We start from the raw sequence: 21,098 nt of genomic DNA, 5'->3' as shown, positions 1-21,098 counted from the left end.
GAAGCCTTGCTGATCTGACGATGGCGTGGGTGTGCCGCCACTACCGAATAGATGTGGGGTAGGTCTGCGGCCGCAGACCTACCCCACATCTATTCGCGTGTCTCGATATCAGCGGTCGCGCCCCTTCACGACACCCGCGCTGATCCGGGAAAGAGCCATACCGCGATGAGCGCGAGGACTTGGGCGGCGGTGCAGGGCAGGACGTCCAGACCGAAGTCGTGGAAGGCTCCCACGCGACGCGGCGTCACTGATCAACACGATTCGCCCGTGCACCCATCGATCTGTCCACATCTGCGGGGTCTGCCGGCACGTCTCACCGTCCACACGCGACAGCGCTCGGGAACTGCCTCCACGGCGGACCCGGTGGCGCGACGCGAACGACACGACAGAGCCGCTGTCTCACGATCGCTTGTGTGACGGGCGGCGTGGTTCCGGAAGCCAGGACCAGCGGGTCACGAGGGGCCCGATGGTCGCGAGCAGGAGCACGTAGGCCGTCACGACGGGACCGAGTCCGGGGCTGGCGGCACCGGCGAGGCTCATGATCACGATGGAGAACTCGCCACGTGCGATGAGAGCGGTGCCGGCGCGAAGGCGGCCTCGAGCCGCGACTCCGTCCCGGCGGGCGGCGTACCAACCGGTGGCGATCTTGGTGAGGATCCCGGCGACGGCCAGGCCGAACGCGGCGGGCAGGGCCGGAAGCAACTCGGCCGGGCTGACGGCGAAGCCGATGGCGAGGAAGAACGCGGCGGCGAACAGGTCGCGCAGGGGTGCCAGTACGGCGCGGGCGCGTTCGGCGGTCTCGCCGGTGAGGGTGAGTCCGACGAGGAACGCTCCGACGGCGGCGGAGACGGACACCAGCTCAGCGAGTGCAGCGACGACGAGGGTGGTGCCGAGGACGCGAAGCATGAGTTGCTCGTCGTCGGGGTGCGCGAGCCAGCGGTTGACGTGGTGGCCCCAGCGGTGGGACACGGTGAACGCCGCGGTCACGCTGGCGATCGCGATGACCACGCCGATGAGGGCCTGCCACCAGCTGCCGCCGGAGGCCAGCACCACGAGCACCGGCAGGTAGATCGCCATGGCGAAGTCCTCCATGACGAGGATCGCCAGCACGGCCGGTGTCTCGCGGTTGCCGAGGCGGCGCAGATCGCTGAGCAGGCGGGAGATGATGCCGGAGGAGGAGATCCAGGTGGCACCGGCAAGGGCGAGAACGCCGGGCCACGACAGGCCGAGCAGCCATCCCGCGATCGCGCCAGGTGTGGCGTTGAGGACGAGGTCGAGCACCGCGGACGGAATGTGGCGGCGCAAGCTGTGGGTGAGTTCGGCGGTGTTGAACTCCAGGCCGAGGGTGAGCAGGAGCAGCACGACGCCAATGGAGGCGCTGACCTCGACGAATTCGCCGGCGGCGGGCGCGGGTGCGATGCCGCCGTTGCCGAGAGCGAGGCCGGCCAGAAGGTAGAGCGGGACGGGGGAGAAGGACCACCGTCTTGCGGCCGCGCCCAGCACGCTGAGCCCGACGAGGATAACGCCGAGCTCGAGCAACAACGCAAGGGAGGTGTGCAAGATCAGGCCTCGATGATCTGCCGAACGCCGTTGATGCCGTCGTGGGTGCCGATTACGACCAGGACGTCACCGATCTGCAACAGCTCGTCGGGTGCAGGGGAGGCGATGACGGTGTCCCCGCGCACGACGGCGACGATGGAGGCCCCGGTGCGGGTGCGGGCGCGTGTGGTGCCGAGCGCCTTGCCGACGTGCGGGGACGCGGCCGGGACCACGACCTGGCCCGCGATGAGGCCGGGGACCTCCTTGGTGAGGTCGGCGAACCGTTCGGCGATGCGGGGTGCGCCGAGGATCTCGGCGACGGTGTCGGCCTCGGCGGTAGTGAGCCGGAACAGCGGCTGTGCCTCGTCCGGATCGTCGGCGGCGTAGCGGATGACCTCGAAGTTGCCCTCGCGGCGAGCGACGATGCCGATGTGGTCACCGTCGGCGTTGGTGAACTCATACCGCAGGCCGACTCCGGGCAACAAAACCTCGTTGACGTCCATCAGGGAATCATGGCGGGTCGTGCCGTCCGGCACGAGCAGCGCGGAACGTTCTGATGAGACCGCCGCCGAAGAGGCCCACACCGCCAAGCGCGAACAGCGGCATCAGGGAGGCGGCCCACTCCGGGGCGTTGGGTACGCCCGGCATGGCGATGCGCTTGTGATCGGCAGGATCGTGAATCACGACGATGGGGTCGCCCGGCCTGACCGTCGCGCCGGTGTGGTCGAGCGGTACCAGTCCTTCGCATGGCACGCCAGCGGCCTCGTAGCGAATTTCGGCCGTCCAGGAGTTGCGGATTCCACGGTGAACGGCGACCACCTCGCCGTCGACGCGCACCCCGTGGGCTTCGAAATCCGCGGCGCGGGAGTCGAGCAGGACGGTGCCGACGGCGAAGAGGACGAGCAGGACGAGCCCTGTCACCACCAGACCCAACGCTCGCCGCATGCGGCCCCCCGAATTTGCTGCTGAATCACCCTAGCCCGAGCGTGGTGTGGTTGTAGACTCCCCGGCAGGTGTGCCGGGAAGCCTGGTCGGCGTGTAACTGAACGACGCCGACACACAGGAGGCTTCGTGAACACCGCTGTCACTGGAACGGCCGTGGGGCCGATGGTCATCGCCGCCGTGGACCAGTTCGAGGAGCATCCACTCGTCCGGGACGAGCTCGCGGTCCGGATCCTGCCCGTGTCGGGTCGGCTTGCTGTGGCTGCGGCACGCTGGCGGCCGGTGCGCAACGCGTTGGTCTCCGCGACGGAGAAGAAGATCCCCGGCTTATGGGCGAGCATGTTGTGCCGCAAGCGGTACATCGACGATCGTCTGGATGCCACGAAGTCGCGCACGGCGGTCGTGCTCGGCGCGGGGTTCGACACCCGCGGTTGTGGAGGCTGGGACGGCAGGGTGTTCGAGGTCGACCTGCCGGCCAACGTGGAGGTCAAACACGACCGGCTGATCGCCTTGTTCGGGTCGGTGCCTCCGCGGCTGACCCTGGTGCCGGTGGACTTCGAAGAGCACAGTCTCGCGAACGCCCTTGCAGAAAGCGGGTATCGCGATGATGAACCAGTGTTCTTCGTTTGGGAGGCGGTCACCCAGTACCTGACGGAGGACGCCGTACGAGCGACTTCCTGGCACAGGCACCTGCCGGGAGTGAGCTGGTCTTCACCTTTCTGCGCAGGGATTTCCTCGACGGCACTGCCATGTTCGGTGCAGAGGCAGGTCACCGTGAGTTTGTGACGAGGCGTCGCGTGTGGAAGTTCGGTCTGATGCCGGACGAGGTGGCGGAGTTCGTCGAGCCCTACTGGTGGAGGCAGGTGGAACAACTCGGCCCGCAGGAGTTCTCGGCCCGCTACGTGCACACGTCTGGCCGGGAGATGCCGGTGTCCGAAATTGAACGCATCGTGTACTGCGCGAAGGGCGGCGACTGAACGCCGTGCTGGCCCAGCGTGGTTGTGAAGGTGGTGCGGTCTTGTTCCGCTGGTTTGCTTCAGGAGCGCTTTGCGGCGTCTTTGCGCGCGGTGCGCCGTTGAAGGATCAGATCCGGGCGCTCTCGTCATCGTCGCCCCGCTCATCGTCGTTCTCGCCGAAGTTCATCACCTGTGTGCTGGTTGGCAGGGTGAGCCGCAGAGAGAAGCCGACGACGGCCATCAGGACACCTGGCGCCATGAACAACCAGCCGAACAACATGCCCATCAGCACGATGCCGAACCCCGCCACTGTCATGGCTGTGGCGCACCTGGCCAGGGTTCGGGTGCTGAACGGCGACCAGTCAGGAGTCAGTCGTGCGGCCAGTAGCGGGTCCTCACGTTCCAGGGACGCCTCGATGTCGCGCAGACGTTGCTCTTCGCCGCGTTTCACTGCTGGCCGGCTCATCTCCATGCCACAACGGCGGCATTGCACATGTCGTGCCGGTGGTGGCCGTCAGCGCCATTGCCGCTGTGGCGTCCGCGATGGTGCGGTAGAGCTTTCGGCCGGTACCCGTCGCGGTCCTTCAGCGTCGGGAGTGTGCAGGGCCACCAACCGATGCCGGGCAAGGTGGTGCAACATCTCGGCCAGTGCATCGGGCACGATCTGTCCGTCCAGGTCCTGATGTGCGTCGAGTACTGTTCTCGAGACGACGGTCCGAGGCAGCACACCGCTGAACTCGATCGCGAGTCCGTTGAACACCTCCCGGACATCCTTGTTCGAGGTTTCGACCTGGACGGTCATTCTGCTTCCTCCTGTGCATTTCATCTCTACGATGGGCAGTCCACGTCGTGCGTCTGTCTTAAATGGACTCAATTTCAGCCCTCGTTCGGTGATCGTTGTCTCGCTGGTAGATCAGCCGCCTGCGATCGCGGTAGCGCAACGTGTATCCCGCGACCAGCAGGCCGATGGCCAAGAAGACCAGAATCGAATTGAGGAGATTTCCGTCGGTAGCGGTTGTCGCCAGTACGACGATCACGGCCAGCAGGACCAGGCTGGGTGCGATCCAGCGGAGTTTTTTGTCCATGGCCGCTCACCCTTCGCTAGTTCGGTGTCTCCCTGTTTTATCCTCGCTGGTGCCGTGGCCGAACGACATGGTCCGACTGTGCAAGTACGACGCCCCTTCCTTGCCGAGTCTCGGCAATCGCACAGTTGATCACGTCGATGCGAAACAATGTCCTAAGTGGACTTAGAGCGTCTCGGTCGCGCATTGAGGACGGCGCTCGTCGTCGAGGTCACGGTACGGTGAGGCCGCTCATGGACAGGATCTCGCAAGGTTGTGCGGCGCGAGTTCCTGGAAGACTGGCGACACGGACACTGATCTGCCGGTGCGGGTGTCCGTGGCATACCGCGGCGGAGGATCGGGTGCCGGCCGGAGGATCGGCGGTCGGCACCCGTCCGGTGGTGTAGCGCCGAAGAGCCGGGATGAACTCGCACACCGTGCTTGTCGGATACAGCGTGCGGGCATTGTCATCGCCACGCTGCGCGAGAACGGGCACACGACTGACTTCACCGTTGTCGAATCCGATCCCGGACCGGCTGAGCCGGCCTTCGTGGACGGTGTTCGCGCCGTCGTCGGGCGAGGCTGGTGCCTGCCGCAGTCTGTGGATGGCGGATACGCACCTGGCCGATCATCTCGTCGGCGGCGATTTCGCTGGTGCCGATCGCTATCGCAGCGCTGGCGTTGCGCTACTGGCTCCGGCGCCAGACCCCCCTTGATCCGTCGTCGTGGCTGCCAGCGGCGTTCCTCGTGGTAGGCGTGCAGCAGCTGTCCATCTCGATTCCCGCCTACGGCATCGCCACCAGCAGAACACTTGATGCGCTGACCGGGCCGGCCGTCTTGTTCTTCGGCAGCTGGGCTGTCGCGGTCGCGACGTGCGTGACAGCTCACCGTGCTGGCCGTGTTCTGCTCGGGCCTCTTGTCGCCGAACTCGGATCAGCAGATCTGCGCCTGACGCTCGATGTGCGGGCCGCGGTCAACGGCCCTGAACTCGTGTCGGCTCAGATCGTCGTCGATCGTGACCGCGTCGAGTGGACCGTGTACCTGCACGCGGGCCGTGGCCGGGGTTCGCGGTTGGACAGGTCGGTCCCGTTCCGAGATCTCATTCGCGTCATGCGGGTGACCTTGCCCGTTGTCCCCGAGTTGCGGCCGTGGACCGTTCTGCCCGGAGGTATCACGTTGTACGCCCAAGCAGGACCGGCCGTCCTGCTGACGTCCATCGATGACGAGTGGCTCATCCCCGTGCACGATTCGGTGCTCGTCACCGAACTGCTGAACCGTCGCCGGGAACTGTGGGCACTGGGAACGAACTGATTCACGCCCCGGCCATGTCGGCGAGCTGGGCCAGCAGCCCCTCCTCCACGATCGGGCTCATGGTTCCCATGTACGTGCCGCTCACGCGTACTTGGTACAGAGTTCGAGTAGCCGGTCGCCCGCGCGCAACACGTGAGGTCGGGGCTGGTCACGCCAGCGATGATCGCTGCCGCGCACGGCAGCGAGGATCCTCGGTGCGCATTCGGACAGATGCAGGCCGACCTCGCTCGCGAGGACGGCTCGCTCGACGAGCACCAGGTCTCCAGGGTCACGTGTGAAGTCCTCCAGCGGTGCCTCGTCCACCACGACGTGATCGGCGCCGAGATAGAGGCCGAGTTCCCGCCATTGCGGGTCATGGAAGGCGATCACCACGATCGCATGCTCGTTGAGCCAGCGGACCGCACACAGCACGCGCAAGGCGACCGCGTCGTCCGCCACCGTGACGATCACCCGCATCGCGCGTGGGACGCCGGCTTCGCGCAGCGCGACGACATCGGTGCCGTTGCCGATCACCGGCCGGGCGCCGCGCTGCGAGATGTGGTTGGCGCGAGCGAGATCGGTGTCGATCACGGCCAGAGCTTGGAGCTGGGGTCCGAACATGGCGCTGACCACCTGTTGGCCACGCTCGCCGAAGCCGATGAGGACGGTGTGTGAGCTCACTGCAACTCCCGGGTGGCGGCGCGGCAAATCAACCGCCGACCAGTCTTCCCGGCACACTTCGTACGGAAGGTTGACCGTTGGCGATCATCACCGCGTTACAAACCCAGCGTGGTGACGTGAGCGTCAGTCGTTCGTGGTTCGGTTGCTTCCCGCGGCTTCCTGATGCACGTCGGGGATCCCGTCGTTGTTCGCGTCGCGGTTCTCTTCCTCGTAGATGCGCCGGTAGACCCGGTTGCGCATGCGCAGGATCACGGTCGCGATCAGGGCGGAGAGCACCGATCCCAAAAGGACGGCGACCTTGGCATTGCTGTAGTCGCTGCTGCCCTCGCCGAAGGAGAGTTCGCTGACCAGCAGTGAGACGGTGAACCCGATGCCGGCGAGGATGGACAGTCCGACCGCGTCGATCCACGCCAGGTCGTCGTCCAGTTCCGCCTTGGTGAACCGCGCGACGAGATAGGTGGCGGCGGTGATGCCGATCGGCTTGCCCACGAGCAGGCCGAGCACGATGCCGAGTGTGACGCTGTCGGTCAGCGAGCTGACGAACCCGCTCAGACCGCCGACGGACACACCGGCCGCGAAGAACGCGAAGACCGGAACGGCGACGCTGGTCGAGAGCGGCTGCCAGCGGTGCTGGAACATCTCGGCGAGTCCCGGGCCTTCACCGCAGCGGCGGATCACCGGCACGGCGAAGCCGAGCAGCACACCCGCCACGGTCGCGTGGACACCTGAAGCGTGCATCAGCGCCCACGTCGCCACGGCCAGGGGGATCAGCAGCCACCACGATCGGACCCTGCGCTGCACCAGGAAGGTGAACAGCGTCAGCGGGACGAACATCAACGCCAGGGGCAGCAACGACAGGTGGTCGGTGTAGAAGAGCGCGATGATCACGATCGCGATCAGGTCGTCCACGACCGCGAGGGTGAGCAGGAAGGTGCGCAGGGCCGACGGGAGACAGCGACCGATCACCGCGAGCACGGCGAGTGCGAACGCGATGTCCGTGGCGGTCGGGATGGCCCAGCCTGCCAGCGCGGGGCCGCCGCCGAGGTTGATCCCGGCGTAGATCAGCGCGGGTATCGCGACACCGCCGAACGCCGCCGCGACGGGAACGGCGGCGCGCCGGGGATCTTTCAGGTCACCGGCGACGAACTCGCGCTTGAGCTCCAGGCCGGCCACGAAGAAGAAGATCACCAGCAGACCGTCGGACGCCCATTCGGCCAGGCTGAGCCGCAGGTGCAGCGATTCGGGACCGAACTCCACGGACCGCAAGGTCTCGTAGACAGACGCCCACGGAGAGTTCGCCCAGATCAGACCGATGGAGGCGGCGGCCAGCATGATGACGCCACCGACGGTCTCCAGGCGCAGCAGGTCGGAGATGCGCCTGGCCTCGGGCCAGGAACCACGACTGAACAACCGGGTCTTCACGTGGTTCAAAGCTCACTCCGGGTGTCGTCGGCCGCAACGCCGACCAGACTTCCCGGCACACCATGCCGTTCGCCACGGCAACGACCCGACCGTACCTGACGATCGGGCGTGCCGCCCCGTTCACGTGATCTTGTCCTCGCGTGTTCAGCGATCCGCCAGTTCCGGCTCGAGCCCGTTGCGCGCCGGCACCGTTTCGGAGGCTTTTTCGGCGTCGGCCACTGCGATCGCTGCCGCTTCGCCCGCCTGGGCGACGTCCTTCTCCGCCTGTGCGGTGGCCGCCTCGACGGCGTCGTCGGTCGTGGCGGCGGCCGATCGCGGCAGAGTCTCGGAGAACGCCTTCGAGACGTCGCGCAGTGCTGTGGTGACCTCGCTCGGAATGACCCAGAACGTGTTGCCCTCGCCCTGCGCGAGCTGCGGCAGGACCTGGAGGTACTGGTAGGCGAGCAGCTTGGGGTCCGGATCGTTGCGGTGGATCGCCTGGAAGACCTGGTCGATCGCGCGGGACTGGCCCTCCGCCTCGAGGATGGTGGCGGCCCGGTGGCCTTCGGCGCGCAACACGGCGGCCTGCTTGTCACCCTCGGCCGTGAGGATCTGCGACTGCCGCTGTCCCTCGGCGGTCAGGATCGCGGCCCGCTTGTCCCGCTCGGCACGCATCTGCTTCTCCATCGCCTCCTTGATGCTCTGGGGCGGATCGATGGCCTTGATCTCCACGCGGTTGACCCGCAGGCCCCACTTGCCCGTCGCGTCGTCGAGCACGCCGCGCAACTGGTTGTTGATCGTGTCGCGCGAGGTGAGGGTCTTCTCGAGGTCCATGGATCCCACGACGTTGCGCAGGGTGGTGACGGTGAGCTGTTCGACCGCCTGCAGGAAGCTGGCGATCTCGTAGGCGGCGGACCGGGGATCGGTGACCTGGAAGTACAGCACCGTGTCGATCTGCACGACCAGGTTGTCCTCGGTGATCACCGGCTGCGGCTGGAACGAGACCACCTGTTCACGCAGGTCGATCGGCGGGTAGACGCGGTCGATGTAAGGGATGACGAAGTTGAGGCCGGGCGTGAGGGTGCGCTGGTACCGGCCCAGACGTTCGACGTTGCGGGCGCGGGCTTGCGGCACGATGCGCACGGCGCGCAGCACGGTGAACGCCGCGAAGATCGCGAGCACGAGTCCGGCGACGAGCAGTGTGGACATGGCTCACTCCCGTGGGTAGACGACGGCGGTGCTGCCGTCGATGTGCAGGACGTCGACTGTGGCTCCGGCGGGGATGACGATGGACTCGTCGTACGGGCGGGCCGTCCAGTCCTCGCCCCGGATCCGCACGAGACCCTCGTGGCCGTTGACCTCACGCAGCACGTAGCCGGACGAGCCCACCAACGCCTCGATGCCGAATCTCTCGAGCCGGGGCTGGAGCATCATCCGCCGCGCCGCCGGTCTGGCGAGGACCACACCAGCGGCGGACACGACGCTGAAGACCACGAGCTGACCGGGAACCGGCAGGCCGATCGCCGCCGTGCCTGCCGTGACGAATCCAGCCACCGCGAGCATGCCGAGCGCCGCGGTGAGCGTGAAGATCTCGGCGATGGCCAGCACCAGCGCGACGATCAGCCAGACGAGCCAGGGATCCATGGTGCGACCCTCCCTAGGTGGAGGTACGCCTCGAACGCACGACGTCTCCCCACCATCGTCGGTCCGTTTCACGCTCCAGCACAGGTACCAGCCCGGCCATTTCAGGCGCCGCTGACTGCCGACGCCCGGCAATCACGGTGCGGGGCTCGGCCAGCCGAGCAGGCGCGCGCCGAGCACCGCGACCTGGAGGGTGAACCCCTGAGCCGGATCGTCGGCGCGGTACCCGGTCAGCTCGCGGACGCGGTCGAGGCGGTAGGTGACCGTGCGAACGCCGATACCCAGAGCCTGCGCCGTGCCGGTCGTCACCCGTCCCGAAGCGAAGTAGGCGTTCAGCGTGTCGACCAGGCGTTCGGCTCCGCCTCTGGCCTGTCGCAGCGGTTCCAGCACGGCGGTGACCAGTTCGCCCAGTGCCGCGCTGTCGCGCAGGAGGACCTGGTAGACGAGGAGATCCGCGGCCTTGACCAACCGGTCGGTCAGGTCGAGGCGGTCTGCCAGCTCCAGTGCGTTGCGTGCTTGTTCGAACGAGCGGACGGTGCCGCCAGGACCGGACTGGGGCTGGCCGAGACCGACCCGCCACTGCGAGCCCCGTTCGACGACCTCGCCGACGCGGCGGGCGAACTCCTCTGGTGCTCCTGCGAGATCGTGCGGGACCACACACACGAGCAGACCTTCTCGCACGGCAACGAGCACGTGGCGGGAGCTGAAGCGCAGGCTCATGGCGGACTGGACGTCCGCCGAAGCCGCATCCGAATCGAGGAAAGGCTTGGACGAGCACGCTGCGGCCACGACGTTGGTGCCCGCGAGCCTCAGCCCATAGCGTTCGGCACGTTCCGCGAGCTGGCCGACGTCGCGTCCGGTGAGAAGATCGTCGACGAACTCGCGTCGAAGGGACTCCTCCCTGCGCACCGTCCAGCGCTGAGTTTCCTCGTAGCCCTTGGTGAGCTCCCCGACAGAGTCCTCCGCCGCCCGGATCACGGCTTCGCCGACCCGTGTCAGTGCGTCGGTCGTCTGGGCGGCCGTGACACCGGGCAAGGATGCCCAGGACCGCCACATCTCTCCCAGATGCCCCGTGATCAGATCTCGCAGCGCTGTGCCTTCTTCTGCCGCACTGGCACCCGCGTTGTGCAGCTCGTGCCTCTCCTGCACCGACAGGGCTCTTCCTGCCAGGCTGATCTCCCGCAGGGTCCGGACGAACTCCGGGACGTCGGCCGACGTCGGCCTGGTGGTCTGCTTGGCCATGTGCCCTCCTCGGCATTTCAGGTGCGGGCGAGTTCCGTGCTCACTGCGGAGACCAACGCCGTCAAGGCTTCATCGGTCCACACGTCGACTCGGCTTCCACGTCAGCGGGCATTGAACGACTCCAGGGCTGCACAATCACGCTCCTTTGTGGATGATCGAGTTCATGCAGCGGACTGCGCGGGCACCTGCTGCGCGAGAAGGGACAGCTCCTTCTTCGTCGGTGAGCTGACATAGCGCTCCACCATGAGGTCTTGCACGTGCTCACGGACAGCCGCCCGTGCCTGTTCCAGGCATGCCATGAGGTCGGCCGAGACGAGCTGGGGGTTCCTGCCGCGGATCTGTTCGGCCAGCTCGATGCTGGTGGCGATCCCGTCTGCGTTCACGGTGACCGCGACGGAACCGTCATCCGTGGTCGACGTCGCTCTCGCGGCCCCGAGCATCTCCAGCATCTCCAGGTAGCGTGCGCGTTCCTGCTCCACCGCCGCCTCAACGCGCTGCTCCCACCTGACCTTGCGCAGACGCAGGAGTTCGCACACCACAGCCGCTTCCTCCGCTGGCACAGCCCAGGTTCCCGACGACGTCCGAAGCACCAGGGCGAGACGGTCGCCTTGGCTGATGCTCTTCACCGTGACCGACACGTCGTGGAGATGGCGAAAGGAGACCCCAGCGTCGAGCCGGCCACCGTCGGCGTGGAAAGACCAGTCCACCCGGTCCGTTCCGATGACGATGCGCGAGGACGAGCTTCGGAACACCAGCCGGAACGGTGTGGAGCCCAACTCGGCGACCGGCGAGGCCAGCAACGAGCGGCATGCCCGCCGGGCCAACGGCCACGCAGAACTTGCACCCAGAACTCCCAGGGCGAGCAACGCCTTCACAGCAACAGCGGTCCCGGTAGCGGTACGCACGGCGATACCGAAGCCCGGCACCACACCCAGCACCAGCTGGGTGCCGGTCATCAGCACGGTCGCTGGAAACCACGAGGCTGGATCAGCCAAGCCGTCGCGCCGGAGCCACACCACGAGCGCCAGACCGGCCGCCGCGGCCGTGAGAACCGGAATCACGGACCACCACGGCACCTCGGCGACCTGCAAGTGGGGGAGGAGCGCGAAACACAAGCACACCAGGCTGAGCAAGAACGGGACGCCCACCATGGAGATGAGGACGAAGGCTCTCGCTCGACGCCATCGCACGGCCAGCGCGATGGCGACCTGTGGGCTGTCGATCAACGGAATCATGCGCGGAACCAGAACCACGGCACACCTCACCCCAAAGTGGTCCAGCGGCGTGAACGCCTTGGAAGACAGGAAGAAGACGAGCGCCCCACATTGGTGGCCGCTCACCGAAACCGAGCCGAACGGAGGCGCAGATCAGCGTTCGGGTGGGTGTCCCGTCGTGGCGAACCGGGGGAAAGGGAGCGCGGAGGATGATCGAATCCGGGGCATGGCACCTCAAGTCGTGTAGCCGCCGCCACCGTGTTGTGACAAGCGGGCCGACCAGGCTTCCCGGCACTCCGCCCATCAAGATGCCGTAAAAGTCTGCCAGAGGCAAACCTTCACCTGGCTGAACTTCTTGGCGGCGGTGTGTGTCGCCGCGCCGTTCCTCGGCGCAAAGATGTCGTAAAGATCCGCCTGACCTGCCTGGATCATGCGGACAAACCGGGTATTGATGACATGCGACGCGCGGCAGGTGTGCGTTGCCGCTCGGTCTCGCCGGGTGCTTCGTGGACCCCGCGTGGTGGAGCTGATGAGTTCGCGGCCGTTACCGGCGCGTCCGTGGTGGCGGCTGCTACCCGGCGCGCGCCATCCCACGCAGATCGTGGTGTTCGCGTTCGCCGCGGCCACGCTGGTGGGCACAACATTGCTCATGCTGCCGATCGCGACGGAGTCCGGCTCCAGCACGGGGGCGGTACCTGCGTTGTTCACCGCGGTCTCCGCCATCTGCGTGACGGGCCTGGTCGTGGTCGACACGCCAACGCACTGGTCCACGTTCGGGGAAGGCGTCGTGCTCGCCCTGATCCAGGTCGGCGGCTTCGGCGTCATGACCCTCGCCTCCTTGCTGACCCTGCTCGTGTCGCGACGGCTCGGACTGCGCATGCAGCTCACCGCCCAGACGGAGACCAAGGCCCTCGGGCTGGGAGACGTCCGCACCGTGGTCGGAGGAGTGATCGTCGTCAGCCTGGTGGTCGAGGCCCTGACAGCGATCGCCCTGGCGTTGCGATTCATGATCGGATACGGAGAATCACCCGGCCGCGCGATCTACCTCGGTGTCTTCCACGCCGTGTCGGCGTTCAACAACGCGGGTTTCGCGCTCTACACCGACAGCATGATCGGCTTCGCCACCGATCCGTGGATCTGCCTGCCGATCCTCGTCGCCGTGATCCTCGGCGGGCTGGGCTTTCCGGTTCTCTTCGAACTCCTGCGCCGCCGCAGCCGGAAGCGGTGGTCACTGCACACACGAATCACCCTGCCGGTCTACTTCGGACTGCTGCTCGTGGGCACGCTCGCAGTGGTGTTGCTGGAGTGGCGCAACACTCTCGGCGACCTCGACGTCGAACACAAGCTCCTGGCGGGCCTCTTCCACGGAGCCATGCCCCGGACAGCCGGGTTCAACAGCGTCGACGTCGGTGCGATGCACTCGTCCACTCTGCTGATCAGCGACGTGCTGATGTTCATCGGCGGCGGCAGCGCCGGCACCGCGGGCGGCATCAAGGTCACCACGTTCGCGTTGCTCGCATTCGTCATCTTCGCGGAGATCCGCGGTGAGCCGACCGTCCACGTGTTGGGCCGGCGCATCACCGCCCAGGTGCAACGCCAAGCACTGACCGTCGCACTGCTCGGTGTCGGAGCGGTGATGACAGGGACGATCACCCTGCTCATCATCAGTCCGTTCTCCGTGGACGACGTGTTGTTCGAAGTAACGTCCGCTTTCGGCACCGTTGGTCTGTCCACCGGCATCACAGCTCAGCTGCCCGTGGGCGGCCAGCTCGTCCTGGTGGTGCTGATGTTCCTCGGCAGGCTCGGGCCGATCACCTTGGCCTCCGCGCTGGCATTGCGAGACCGTGCTCGGCGATACGAATACCCAGAGGAGCGACCCATTGTCGGATAAGCACACGTCCCATGTCGTCGTGGTCGGCCTGGGCCGGTTCGGCAGCTCGCTCGCCCTGGAGCTCACCGCACGCGGTACCGAGGTTCTCGGCATCGACGTCAACCCGAAGATCGTCCAGCAGCACGCGCAGCACCTCACCCATGTCGTCGTCGCCGACACCACCGACGAGGAGGTGATGCGTCAGCTCGGCGTCGGCCAGTTCCAGCGCGCGGTGGTCGGCATCGGCACCGACCTCGAAGCCAGCATCCTCACCACCGCCCTTCTGGTCGACTTCCAGATCCCGCACATCTGGGCGAAGGCGGTCAACCGCCAGCACGGGCGCATCCTCGAGCGAATGGGCGCGCACCACGTCGTGCTGCCCGAGCACGAGATGGGGGAGCGGGTCGCCCACCTGGTGACCGGAAGGATGCTGGACTACATCGAGTTCGAGGACGACTACGCACTGGTCAAAACCCATGCGCCTGAGGAGGCAGCCGGTGTGCCCCTGGAGCAGAGCCGCCTGAGGTCCAAGTACGGCGTGACAGTCGTCGGTGTGAAACGGCCGGGCGAGGGCTTCACGTACGCGACTGCGGACACCGTGGTGAACCGAGGTGACGTGCTCATCCTGGCTGGGCGGACCGCGGACGTCGAACGGGTGGCAGACCTCACCTGAGCATCCTCACCGCTTGCCGCGCACACCTTTGACGGTGACGAGCACCGGGTAGATCGCCGTGACGCTGACACCGAGCACGATCAGCGCGACCGACTCCAGCGCGACACCTCCGACCAGCAGCGTCAAGCCGACCACGTAGCTGAGCAACAACAGGACGACGAACAGCGCCCTGTGCGACAGCCGGTGCTGAGGAGGCGGCTCTTGAGAAGCCGGCTCCGAGCACGAACACTTCGGCCACGACGGTCTCCAATCTGGTTATTCGGGACGCGGCAGCACAACCGGAATCAAGGTCAAGCGGATGGCGCGGCGGTTGTCTACCGTGGACGCCAGGACGAACTCCCGTGGCGCGTCGGGTTCGATCGCAGGGCCCTCGGTCAGGCACTGCTTGTGCTGCTGGATGGAGGTGGCGGCCTTGTCGATGATGGCCGAAACGTCCTTGCGATCACGGACGAACAGGATCAGGGCGATGCGGGTGTCCCGCCACACCGTGTAGCCCAGCAGTTGGTCGATGGCTTCGACGAACCTCGTCTCGCCGTGCCAGATCTTGCATTCGGCGACGAACGCGTCGCGGTCCTGCCAGCGCAGGAGGATGTCCGTCTTGCCCTTGCCCAGGAAGGTCTCGCCCGTGGCAAGACCGCGGTAGTTGGCGTTGAGTAAGAAGAGGAGGACGTCGCGGATCGCCTCCTCGGACTCGCCGACGAGCTTGTCTGCCGTGGCAGGCAACCGCTCAAGCGCAACGCCGAACGACGTGATCAGTTTGACGAGGCTGTTGGCGATGTCGCCGGCGAGCGCGTGCTCGGGCGTGCCTGATGCCTTGGAACGCTCTACTTGCTCAAGCGTCAAAAGGGTCGGCGCGAGCGGCACTGCGAGAGACGCCGTTGCCACCGGTTCAAGCGGGATCGACAGGCTGGCCGCCGCGCTGCGAAGGCCGATGACGCGCGCTCGCCGCGAGTTGATGACCGGTGATATCGCGGCTCGAACTTCGGCGCGGTGCTCACCGATCCTCTGATTGGCAACCTTGGCAGCCGCCTTCTTTGAGGATCTGTTGGACTCCTTGCACGCTACCTGATCCGACTTTGTGCCAGGCAGATCGCGGCAGTCGCGCTCGTATTTCATGGTGTGGTCGCGTCCGTGCGTGCGAGATCGTCCATGACGCGGTGGAGTGTCGTCGCGTTCGTTCCTGAGAATTGATCAAGTCCACCCCTGGCTGGTTGGCGCTCGTCGTTCAGCCTCGTCGGCGAGGTGAGGGCCTGAGTCAGCTTGGGGTGTGCCGGCCCGACGCTGGACCAATCCAAGACTTTAGGCGTCCAATGTGGATGGACAGCACTGTCCTTTATGGACTTCCTGGGGCATTCTGGGGGCATTTGACGTCGAGAGCCAATGAGACTCTATGGGGTCTGATCAGGTAAAACATGCCGATGGGGTCGTCTCCGGGAGATGTCCCGAAAACGGCCCCATCGCGACCTGTCAGGCCTGGTCCGACCACCACTTCTGGCCGGCCTCGCCAAGGGTGGAGATCGGGTCGTAGTAGGGGTAGCGGCGGTCGAGTGCCTCGGGGTCTTCGAGCTCGATCCCGGTGCGGTAGTTCTTGGTCCAGTAGGAAATGCCCAGCTCACGGTCGTACTCGGCGAGCTGGTGCACCCACCGCTTGCCCACGTACGGCACGTCGCACACGATCCGAGGCGTCGCGTACCCAGGCAGATAGCCCATGATCGCGTGCTGCAGTTCCTGCGCCTCCCACACCGACACCCGCCAGTGCTCCGCGTTCGGGATCATGTCGCACATGGTCTACCGACACGCCGACGCGGCGTCCTAACCAGGGCAGACTTGTGCTCGCAACCGAAAAAGATGATCACTGGGGCCATTCTGGGGCCATTGGTCGCACGTGCGAGATCGCGAGATATGCAACCGCGGCCCTCGTGGCCGGTCCACACGCTCAGCCGGCGTGGGCGTACTGCTCGACACAGGGGTCGCCTGACCGGCCAGACCCATCTGTGCCAGGCTCAGGATGTCGTGCGCATCCGGTCCGCGACCGCCCTCACGGCGCTGATCAGCGCGGGCGCGTTCTCCGCGGGGTCGTTCAGGCGCACGAGCCGCACCGCGAACCAGGTGGTCGCGACGCGGGCGAAGATTGCGTTGTCCTCGGCGTGTTCCTCGTCGCCGATGCCGGGCACCTCGGTGAACTCGTGCGCCAGCTCGCGGTCGATGTCGAGGAACTTCTTCGCACCGTTGCCGACGAACACCTCCACCTGGGCGACCGGTCCGCTCGTCGGGTCGGCGTAGAGGCACTGGGTGGTGTTGGTTTCGGACTCCACGCCGTCCTCGAGCGGGGTGCCCGCCAACGCCTCGGCCTCCGGTTTCGGCAGCAACCGCATGCCGACACCGAAGCTTCCGCTGTAGCGCTGGTCTCCGCTCCGGTCGGCGTGGCCTGCTGTTGCTCCTGGACCGGCGGTGCCGGCGGTTCGGCGCCTGCCGAGCAGCCCGTGAGCGCTGCGGCGAGGAGTCCACACAGGACGATCATGCGGTGCACAGGGGTACCTCCGGAACGGTCTGGCTGCGGTCGATGATCGTGCCCATCAGCTCGGCCTCCAGGTCCGCCTTGAACGGCGGCAGCCCTGGGATGAGCTTCGTGATGGCCGTGATGGCCGTGGTGGCGGTGGTGCCGAGCGCCAGGCCCAGTCCGCCGCCGCCCTTGATGACGAGGTCGGCGCGGCGGCACCGGGCGAGCGGTGCGCCGAATGCGGACCCGTTGGTGATGCCGATGGACGCGCGGACCTTGCCGTAGGGGGCCAGCGATGGCGCCGGGCCGCCCCCGGCCGAGAACTTGAGTTCGACACCGGCTGCCAGCACGACGTCGAGCGCGGTGAGGCTGGTGGTCAGTCCGTTGTGGTGCTGCTGTCCGGCGTCTGTGCTGGAGACCCGGTCGTCCCCAACCTTGGCGCGTGGCTTGATGATCTGAGGCCGGTGTCGAAACCTCATCGCCAAGTGTGTCCTCGGTGTGACACTGCGTGTCCGTCGGATCCCTCGACTGGGACAGGGTGCTACCTGATCGCTGTGCTGACATCGATGTGCGGTGGAAGCACACTGGTGTGCGGTTTGCATTCCGAAACGTGGGTGGGGTGGTTTCATGCGCGGCACCGGCGTTGATGGCGAGCGCGCGGTAGCGGACCTGCCGAGTCAGTTCGACGAACTCGCCGCTCTGTACGAGGAGTTCTCCCGGCAACCGTTCCGGCAGGAGTTGGAGTTTCCCTCGGTGCTGGCCGCGCTCGGTGACGTGAGTGGTCTGCGGGTTCTCGATCTCGGTTGTGGCAGCGGGGTGTACACGAGGAAGCTCGCCGGTCTCGGTGCGGTGGTCACGGGTATCGACGAGTCGCGGGGCATGATCGAGTACGCGGAGCGTCGGGAGCGGGACGAAGCTACTGGCGCCGTCTACGTCGCCGGGCCGTTACCTGCGGAGCTTGCGGGGACGATGGATGTGGTGCTCGGTGTGTACGTCCTTCCTTATGCCACGACGGTCGCAGAGTTGACCGGTTTGTGCCGGTCTGCGGCTGACGCGTTGCGGCCGGGTGGGGTGTTCGTGACGTTGCCGATCCATCCCGGTTTCCACGCCGACGTCGACTACTACGCGCCCTACGGGTTCCGGTTGTACACGTCCACTCGCGACGACGCTGCCCCGGTCGTGCTGGACCTTCGGGCGCTTGGCCATGAGGCGACCGTCACGGCGCGGTACTGGACGGCGGCGACACTCAACGCTGTGCTCGGTGAGGTGGGTTTCGAGGCCGTCGACTGGTTGCCGCACCGCATCTCGGCTGCAGGGGAAGCCGTTGGGACAGCCTACTTCCGGCCATACCTCGCGGTGCCTCATGCCGCCCTTCTCCGCTGTGTGAAAGGCAAGGCCTGACCATGACGACGAGCGGGAGCGAATCGCTCGGCCGACGCTGCGACGATCTGATCGAGCATGCCAGGTTCATGACCCTGGCCACGTGCGGCCCGGACGGGCCATGGGCGTCCACAGTGAACTATGTGCCGATGCGTGAACCGTTGCGCCTGCTGTGGTACTCGCTGCGCGACGCACGGCACTCACGGAACATCGAGGCTGATCCGGTCGTGTCGGGCAGTGTGTTCCGTACCGGTGTGCCGAACCCGTTGGGGCTGGACGGCGCCCAGTTCACCGGTACCGCCCGTGCCGTCGACGCCGGCGAGCTCGTGGAGCTGGCGGACTTCTACTACCGGCGGAACTTCGCGGACGAACAGACCAGGAGGAAGTGGCGGCTGCCGTTGGCGGAGTTCCGAGGGGACGGACCTCGCCGCTTCTATGTGGTGACGGTGACCGCGTGGTGGCTGTTCGACCTGGACGGGTGGCTGGCCGACATGAACGACCGTCGCGTCGCGGTTGATCTTGCCGCGTTGTCCGGGAGAAGACAGGAGATCCGGGCATGACCGCTCCCGCCTCGGCCGCTGTCACCGTTACCGACCGGGTGCCAGTCGCGATGCGTGCGCTGGTCAAGGACCGCGCCGGTCCCGGTCTGCGGTTGTGCGAGGTGCCCACCCCCACACCGGCGGCCGGTGAGGTTCTGGTGCGGGTGCTGCGGGCCGGGGTGTGCGGGACCGATCTGCACATCTACCGCTGGGACGCCTGGGCGGCCCGCACGGTCCGGCTACCGCTGGTGCCCGGTCACGAGTTCGTTGGTGAGGTTGTGGCCACGGCGGCCGGGACCGGTGGCCTGCTCGCCGGGCAGACGGTGTCCGCGGAAGGACATCTGGTGTGCGGCGACTGCCGGAACTGCCGGGCCGCCGCACCCCATCTGTGCCCACGCACGCGCGGACTGGGGATCCTCCGCGACGGCGTGTTCGCCGACTACGCCGTCCTGCCCGCCACCGCGATCTGGCAACACCGCCCCGGTGTCGACCTGGACACCGCCGCGTTGTTCGACCCGTTCGGTAACGCCGTGCACGCCGCCCACACGTTCCCGTTGCGGGACAAGGTCGTCGCGATCACCGGCGCCGGACCGGTCGGTCTGATGACCATCCCCGTCGCCCGCCACTTCGGGGCGCGCGCTGTGGTCGTCGTCGAGCCGAGCCCGCACCGGCGGCGTCTCGCGGAGTGCCAGGGCGCGACGATCACCTGCCCGGACAGCGCGGATCTCGCCGGTGCGCTGCGCGATCTGGGCCGGTGCGACGGGTTCGACGTCGGCATGGAGATGTCGGGGCACCCGATGGCGCTGACCGAGTTGCTCGCTCACATGAGCCACGGTGGCCGCGTGGTGGTCCTCGGTCTGCCGGACCGGCCGGTGCCGACTGACTGGGCCGACATCTCGCTCCGCATGCTGACCGTGCAGGGCGTGTCGGGTCGGCGCATCTTCGATACATGGCACCAGGTCACCGCGCTGCTGGACGCGGGCATCCGCCCGGCGGCCGTCATCACGCACCACTTCCCCGCCGACGACTACGCCACGGCGTTCGAGGTGGCCACCTCGACGATGGCGGGCAAGGTGATGCTCGTGTGGAGTACGGAACCGCGCACCGGAGGCCGGACATGAACTACTCCGTTGCCGTGGCGACGCAGATCGCCGAACTCGACCCCGAACGGTGGGACCGGGTCATCGACCGGACCGGGGCGTCGATCTTCTACCACCGCGTCTTCCTGGAAGCGTTCGAGAAGTTCCCATTGCACCCGGTGGAGAAAGCCGCCTACCTCACGGTGACCACCGCCAACGGGGAACCGGTCGCGGTGCTGCCCGCGTTCCTCACCCACGGCACCGACCCGATGCGCGTACTGCACAACCATTTCCCGGGCGAGGCGGACGAACCCGCGCTGCTGTCTCATGTGTGGCACTGCTACCAGAGCGCCCTGCCGACCGTCGCCGGGAATTCCGACGCGTGGCCCACGACCGTCACCGTCCTCACTGAACTCGCGGGCCAGTGGGGCGCCGCCGTGCACGGGTTCGTCAACGTCGACCGGCTCGACCCGTTCTCAGCGTGGCTGGACGAGGCCGGCCACGCCGGTGTGGACATCGAGATCGGTTGGGGAACCGACCTTTCCGGCTGTGCCGGCGTCGACGCGTACCTCGGTGGGCTGAGCGCCAAACGGCGCGGGATCATGCGCCAGTACCTGCGGCGCGGGGAAAGCGCGGGCGTCCGGCGCCGGTGGCTGCCGGCGCGCGAGGGTGACCTGGACGGGTTCGTGCGGCTGGCCCGGCACACCGCGACGAAGTTCGACAACGCCGACTACTACCAGCCCGGGTTGTTCCAGAACTTCGTCGCCCACCTCGGCACCCATGCGTGGCTTGAGGAACTGCGCATCGACGGCGAGCTGATCGGTGCCGCGCTGGTGCTGTTCGACCGGCGCCGCGTGCACTTCTTCGCCACCGGGTTCGACCTGGCCGCCTGCGACCGGTTCAGCCCGTTCTACCTGCTGTTCGCAGGTGCGGTCGAGGAAGGGATCCGGCGCGGCCTGCCGTGGCTGGCAGCCGGCCGCCGCAACCCCGACTTCAAACGCCGCCACAACCTGACCTCGACCGTGCTCCGGGCACACCTGATGAGAACCGGAACCCAGGCGTTCTAGGGAAGGACGAATTCTCGATGAAG

General features: G+C 66.9%; 24 protein-coding genes and 2 pseudogenes. 9 read left to right on the top strand and 17 right to left on the bottom strand.

Going from position 1 to position 21,098, the window contains the following annotated elements:
• Positions 1–399 precede the first annotated feature (399 nt).
• From SK571_RS33855 to SK571_RS33845, 3 genes are read right to left on the bottom strand one after another with little or no spacing between them, the layout of a single operon-like run.
• Positions 400–1,560, bottom strand: a complete 1,161-nt coding sequence (locus SK571_RS33855) for a cation:proton antiporter (protein ID WP_319988174.1) — start codon at positions 1,558–1,560, stop codon at positions 400–402.
• 2 nt (positions 1,561–1,562) lie between these two features.
• The gene (locus SK571_RS33850; RefSeq protein ID WP_319988173.1) at positions 1,563–2,042 is read right to left on the bottom strand and encodes a cation:proton antiporter regulatory subunit; all 480 of its coding nucleotides are present in this window, start codon (positions 2,040–2,042) and stop codon (positions 1,563–1,565) included.
• Between the two features lie 7 nt (positions 2,043–2,049).
• Positions 2,050–2,484 carry a DUF3592 domain-containing protein gene (locus SK571_RS33845; protein WP_319988172.1) on the bottom strand — a complete coding sequence of 145 codons (435 nt, stop codon included), beginning with the start codon at positions 2,482–2,484 and terminating at the stop codon, positions 2,050–2,052.
• Positions 2,485–2,610: 126 nt separating this feature from the next.
• Between SK571_RS33845 and SK571_RS33840 the strand changes: the two genes are divergently transcribed.
• The gene (locus tag SK571_RS33840) at positions 2,611–3,267 is read left to right on the top strand and encodes a class I SAM-dependent methyltransferase (RefSeq protein ID WP_319988171.1); all 657 of its coding nucleotides are present in this window, start codon (positions 2,611–2,613) and stop codon (positions 3,265–3,267) included.
• Positions 3,264–3,458, top strand: coding sequence for a hypothetical protein (locus SK571_RS33835; protein ID WP_319988170.1), 195 nt, complete (start codon positions 3,264–3,266; stop codon positions 3,456–3,458). Before SK571_RS33840 ends, SK571_RS33835 begins: the two co-directional genes overlap by 4 nt.
• 106 nt (positions 3,459–3,564) lie before the next feature.
• On the opposite strand, the gene SK571_RS33830 is transcribed toward SK571_RS33835, so the two are convergent.
• The 3 genes from SK571_RS33830 to SK571_RS33820 are packed head-to-tail and all read right to left on the bottom strand — an operon-like array spanning position 3,565 to position 4,522.
• Positions 3,565–3,909: a DUF3040 domain-containing protein gene (locus SK571_RS33830; protein ID WP_319988169.1), complete on the bottom strand. Its 345-nt coding sequence runs from the start codon at positions 3,907–3,909 to the stop codon at positions 3,565–3,567.
• A gap of 42 nt (positions 3,910–3,951) precedes the next feature.
• Positions 3,952–4,239 (bottom strand): hypothetical protein, encoded by a 288-nt coding sequence (locus tag SK571_RS33825; protein ID WP_319988168.1) that lies wholly within the window; start codon positions 4,237–4,239, stop codon positions 3,952–3,954.
• A gap of 58 nt (positions 4,240–4,297) precedes the next feature.
• Positions 4,298–4,522: a DUF3188 domain-containing protein gene (locus tag SK571_RS33820; protein WP_319988167.1), complete on the bottom strand. Its 225-nt coding sequence runs from the start codon at positions 4,520–4,522 to the stop codon at positions 4,298–4,300.
• Between the two features lie 630 nt (positions 4,523–5,152).
• Between SK571_RS33820 and SK571_RS33815 the strand changes: the two genes are divergently transcribed.
• Positions 5,153–5,809 (top strand): hypothetical protein, encoded by a 657-nt coding sequence (locus SK571_RS33815; RefSeq protein WP_319988166.1) that lies wholly within the window; start codon positions 5,153–5,155, stop codon positions 5,807–5,809.
• Positions 5,810–5,890: 81 nt separating this feature from the next.
• Here the strand turns inward: SK571_RS33815 and SK571_RS33810 are convergent, their stop codons facing one another.
• From SK571_RS33810 to SK571_RS33785, 6 genes are all read right to left on the bottom strand, one after another.
• The gene (locus SK571_RS33810) at positions 5,891–6,469 is read right to left on the bottom strand and encodes an NAD(P)-binding protein (RefSeq protein ID WP_319988165.1); all 579 of its coding nucleotides are present in this window, start codon (positions 6,467–6,469) and stop codon (positions 5,891–5,893) included.
• 123 nt (positions 6,470–6,592) lie between these two features.
• On the bottom strand, positions 6,593–7,900 hold the full coding sequence (gene nhaA, locus SK571_RS33805; protein WP_406602071.1) for a Na+/H+ antiporter NhaA: 1,308 nt from the start codon (positions 7,898–7,900) through the stop codon (positions 6,593–6,595).
• Between the two features lie 135 nt (positions 7,901–8,035).
• Positions 8,036–9,079, bottom strand: coding sequence for an SPFH domain-containing protein (locus SK571_RS33800; RefSeq protein WP_319988163.1), 1,044 nt, complete (start codon positions 9,077–9,079; stop codon positions 8,036–8,038).
• 3 nt (positions 9,080–9,082) lie between these two features.
• Positions 9,083–9,514 (bottom strand): NfeD family protein, encoded by a 432-nt coding sequence (locus tag SK571_RS33795; RefSeq protein ID WP_319988162.1) that lies wholly within the window; start codon positions 9,512–9,514, stop codon positions 9,083–9,085.
• Between the two features lie 132 nt (positions 9,515–9,646).
• The gene (locus SK571_RS33790) at positions 9,647–10,753 is read right to left on the bottom strand and encodes a PucR family transcriptional regulator (protein WP_319988161.1); all 1,107 of its coding nucleotides are present in this window, start codon (positions 10,751–10,753) and stop codon (positions 9,647–9,649) included.
• Positions 10,754–10,914: 161 nt separating this feature from the next.
• The gene (locus SK571_RS33785) at positions 10,915–12,093 is read right to left on the bottom strand and encodes a YbaB/EbfC family nucleoid-associated protein (protein ID WP_319988160.1); all 1,179 of its coding nucleotides are present in this window, start codon (positions 12,091–12,093) and stop codon (positions 10,915–10,917) included.
• Positions 12,094–12,496: 403 nt separating this feature from the next.
• On the opposite strand from SK571_RS33785, the gene SK571_RS33780 reads away from it, so the two are divergent.
• Both SK571_RS33780 and SK571_RS33775 read left to right on the top strand, forming a co-directional pair.
• On the top strand, positions 12,497–13,858 hold the full coding sequence (locus tag SK571_RS33780) for a TrkH family potassium uptake protein (protein WP_319988159.1): 1,362 nt from the start codon (positions 12,497–12,499) through the stop codon (positions 13,856–13,858).
• Positions 13,848–14,510 (top strand): potassium channel family protein, encoded by a 663-nt coding sequence (locus SK571_RS33775; RefSeq protein ID WP_319988158.1) that lies wholly within the window; start codon positions 13,848–13,850, stop codon positions 14,508–14,510. Before SK571_RS33780 ends, SK571_RS33775 begins: the two co-directional genes overlap by 11 nt.
• A gap of 6 nt (positions 14,511–14,516) precedes the next feature.
• Here the strand turns inward: SK571_RS33775 and SK571_RS33770 are convergent.
• The 5 genes and pseudogenes from SK571_RS33770 to SK571_RS33750 all read right to left on the bottom strand — a co-directional run.
• A pseudogene (locus SK571_RS33770) lies at positions 14,517–14,693 on the bottom strand (hypothetical protein); the annotation flags it as partial.
• A gap of 72 nt (positions 14,694–14,765) precedes the next feature.
• Positions 14,766–15,626 (bottom strand): hypothetical protein, encoded by an 861-nt coding sequence (locus SK571_RS33765; RefSeq protein ID WP_319988157.1) that lies wholly within the window; start codon positions 15,624–15,626, stop codon positions 14,766–14,768.
• A gap of 351 nt (positions 15,627–15,977) precedes the next feature.
• Positions 15,978–16,295 (bottom strand): annotated as a pseudogene (locus SK571_RS33760) (lysine 2,3-aminomutase); the annotation flags it as partial.
• A gap of 218 nt (positions 16,296–16,513) precedes the next feature.
• Positions 16,514–17,020, bottom strand: a complete 507-nt coding sequence (locus SK571_RS33755) for a hypothetical protein (protein ID WP_319988156.1) — start codon at positions 17,018–17,020, stop codon at positions 16,514–16,516.
• Between the two features lie 7 nt (positions 17,021–17,027).
• The gene (locus tag SK571_RS33750; protein ID WP_319988155.1) at positions 17,028–17,489 is read right to left on the bottom strand and encodes a hypothetical protein; all 462 of its coding nucleotides are present in this window, start codon (positions 17,487–17,489) and stop codon (positions 17,028–17,030) included.
• A gap of 148 nt (positions 17,490–17,637) precedes the next feature.
• On the opposite strand from SK571_RS33750, the gene SK571_RS33745 reads away from it, so the two are divergent.
• From SK571_RS33745 to SK571_RS33730, 4 genes are read left to right on the top strand one after another with little or no spacing between them, the layout of a single operon-like run.
• A complete protein-coding gene (locus tag SK571_RS33745) occupies positions 17,638–18,411 on the top strand; it encodes a class I SAM-dependent methyltransferase (RefSeq protein WP_319988154.1) in 774 nt (257 codons plus the stop codon).
• Between the two features lie 2 nt (positions 18,412–18,413).
• Positions 18,414–18,950 (top strand): pyridoxamine 5'-phosphate oxidase family protein, encoded by a 537-nt coding sequence (locus tag SK571_RS33740; protein ID WP_319988153.1) that lies wholly within the window; start codon positions 18,414–18,416, stop codon positions 18,948–18,950.
• Between the two features lie 50 nt (positions 18,951–19,000).
• Positions 19,001–20,050 (top strand): L-threonine 3-dehydrogenase, encoded by a 1,050-nt coding sequence (gene tdh / locus SK571_RS33735; RefSeq protein ID WP_319988180.1) that lies wholly within the window; start codon positions 19,001–19,003, stop codon positions 20,048–20,050.
• Positions 20,047–21,075 carry a GNAT family N-acetyltransferase gene (locus SK571_RS33730; protein ID WP_319988152.1) on the top strand — a complete coding sequence of 343 codons (1,029 nt, stop codon included), beginning with the start codon at positions 20,047–20,049 and terminating at the stop codon, positions 21,073–21,075. The genes tdh and SK571_RS33730 overlap by 4 nt, the downstream gene beginning before the upstream one ends.
• The last annotated feature ends 23 nt before the right edge of the window (positions 21,076–21,098 follow it).

This window comes from Lentzea kristufekii (assembly GCF_033949925.1).
Lineage (GTDB): Bacteria > Actinomycetota > Actinomycetes > Mycobacteriales > Pseudonocardiaceae > Lentzea > Lentzea kristufekii.
The sequence above is the reverse complement of the archived record's forward strand: the minus strand, read 5'-3'. Positions and strand labels throughout refer to the sequence as shown.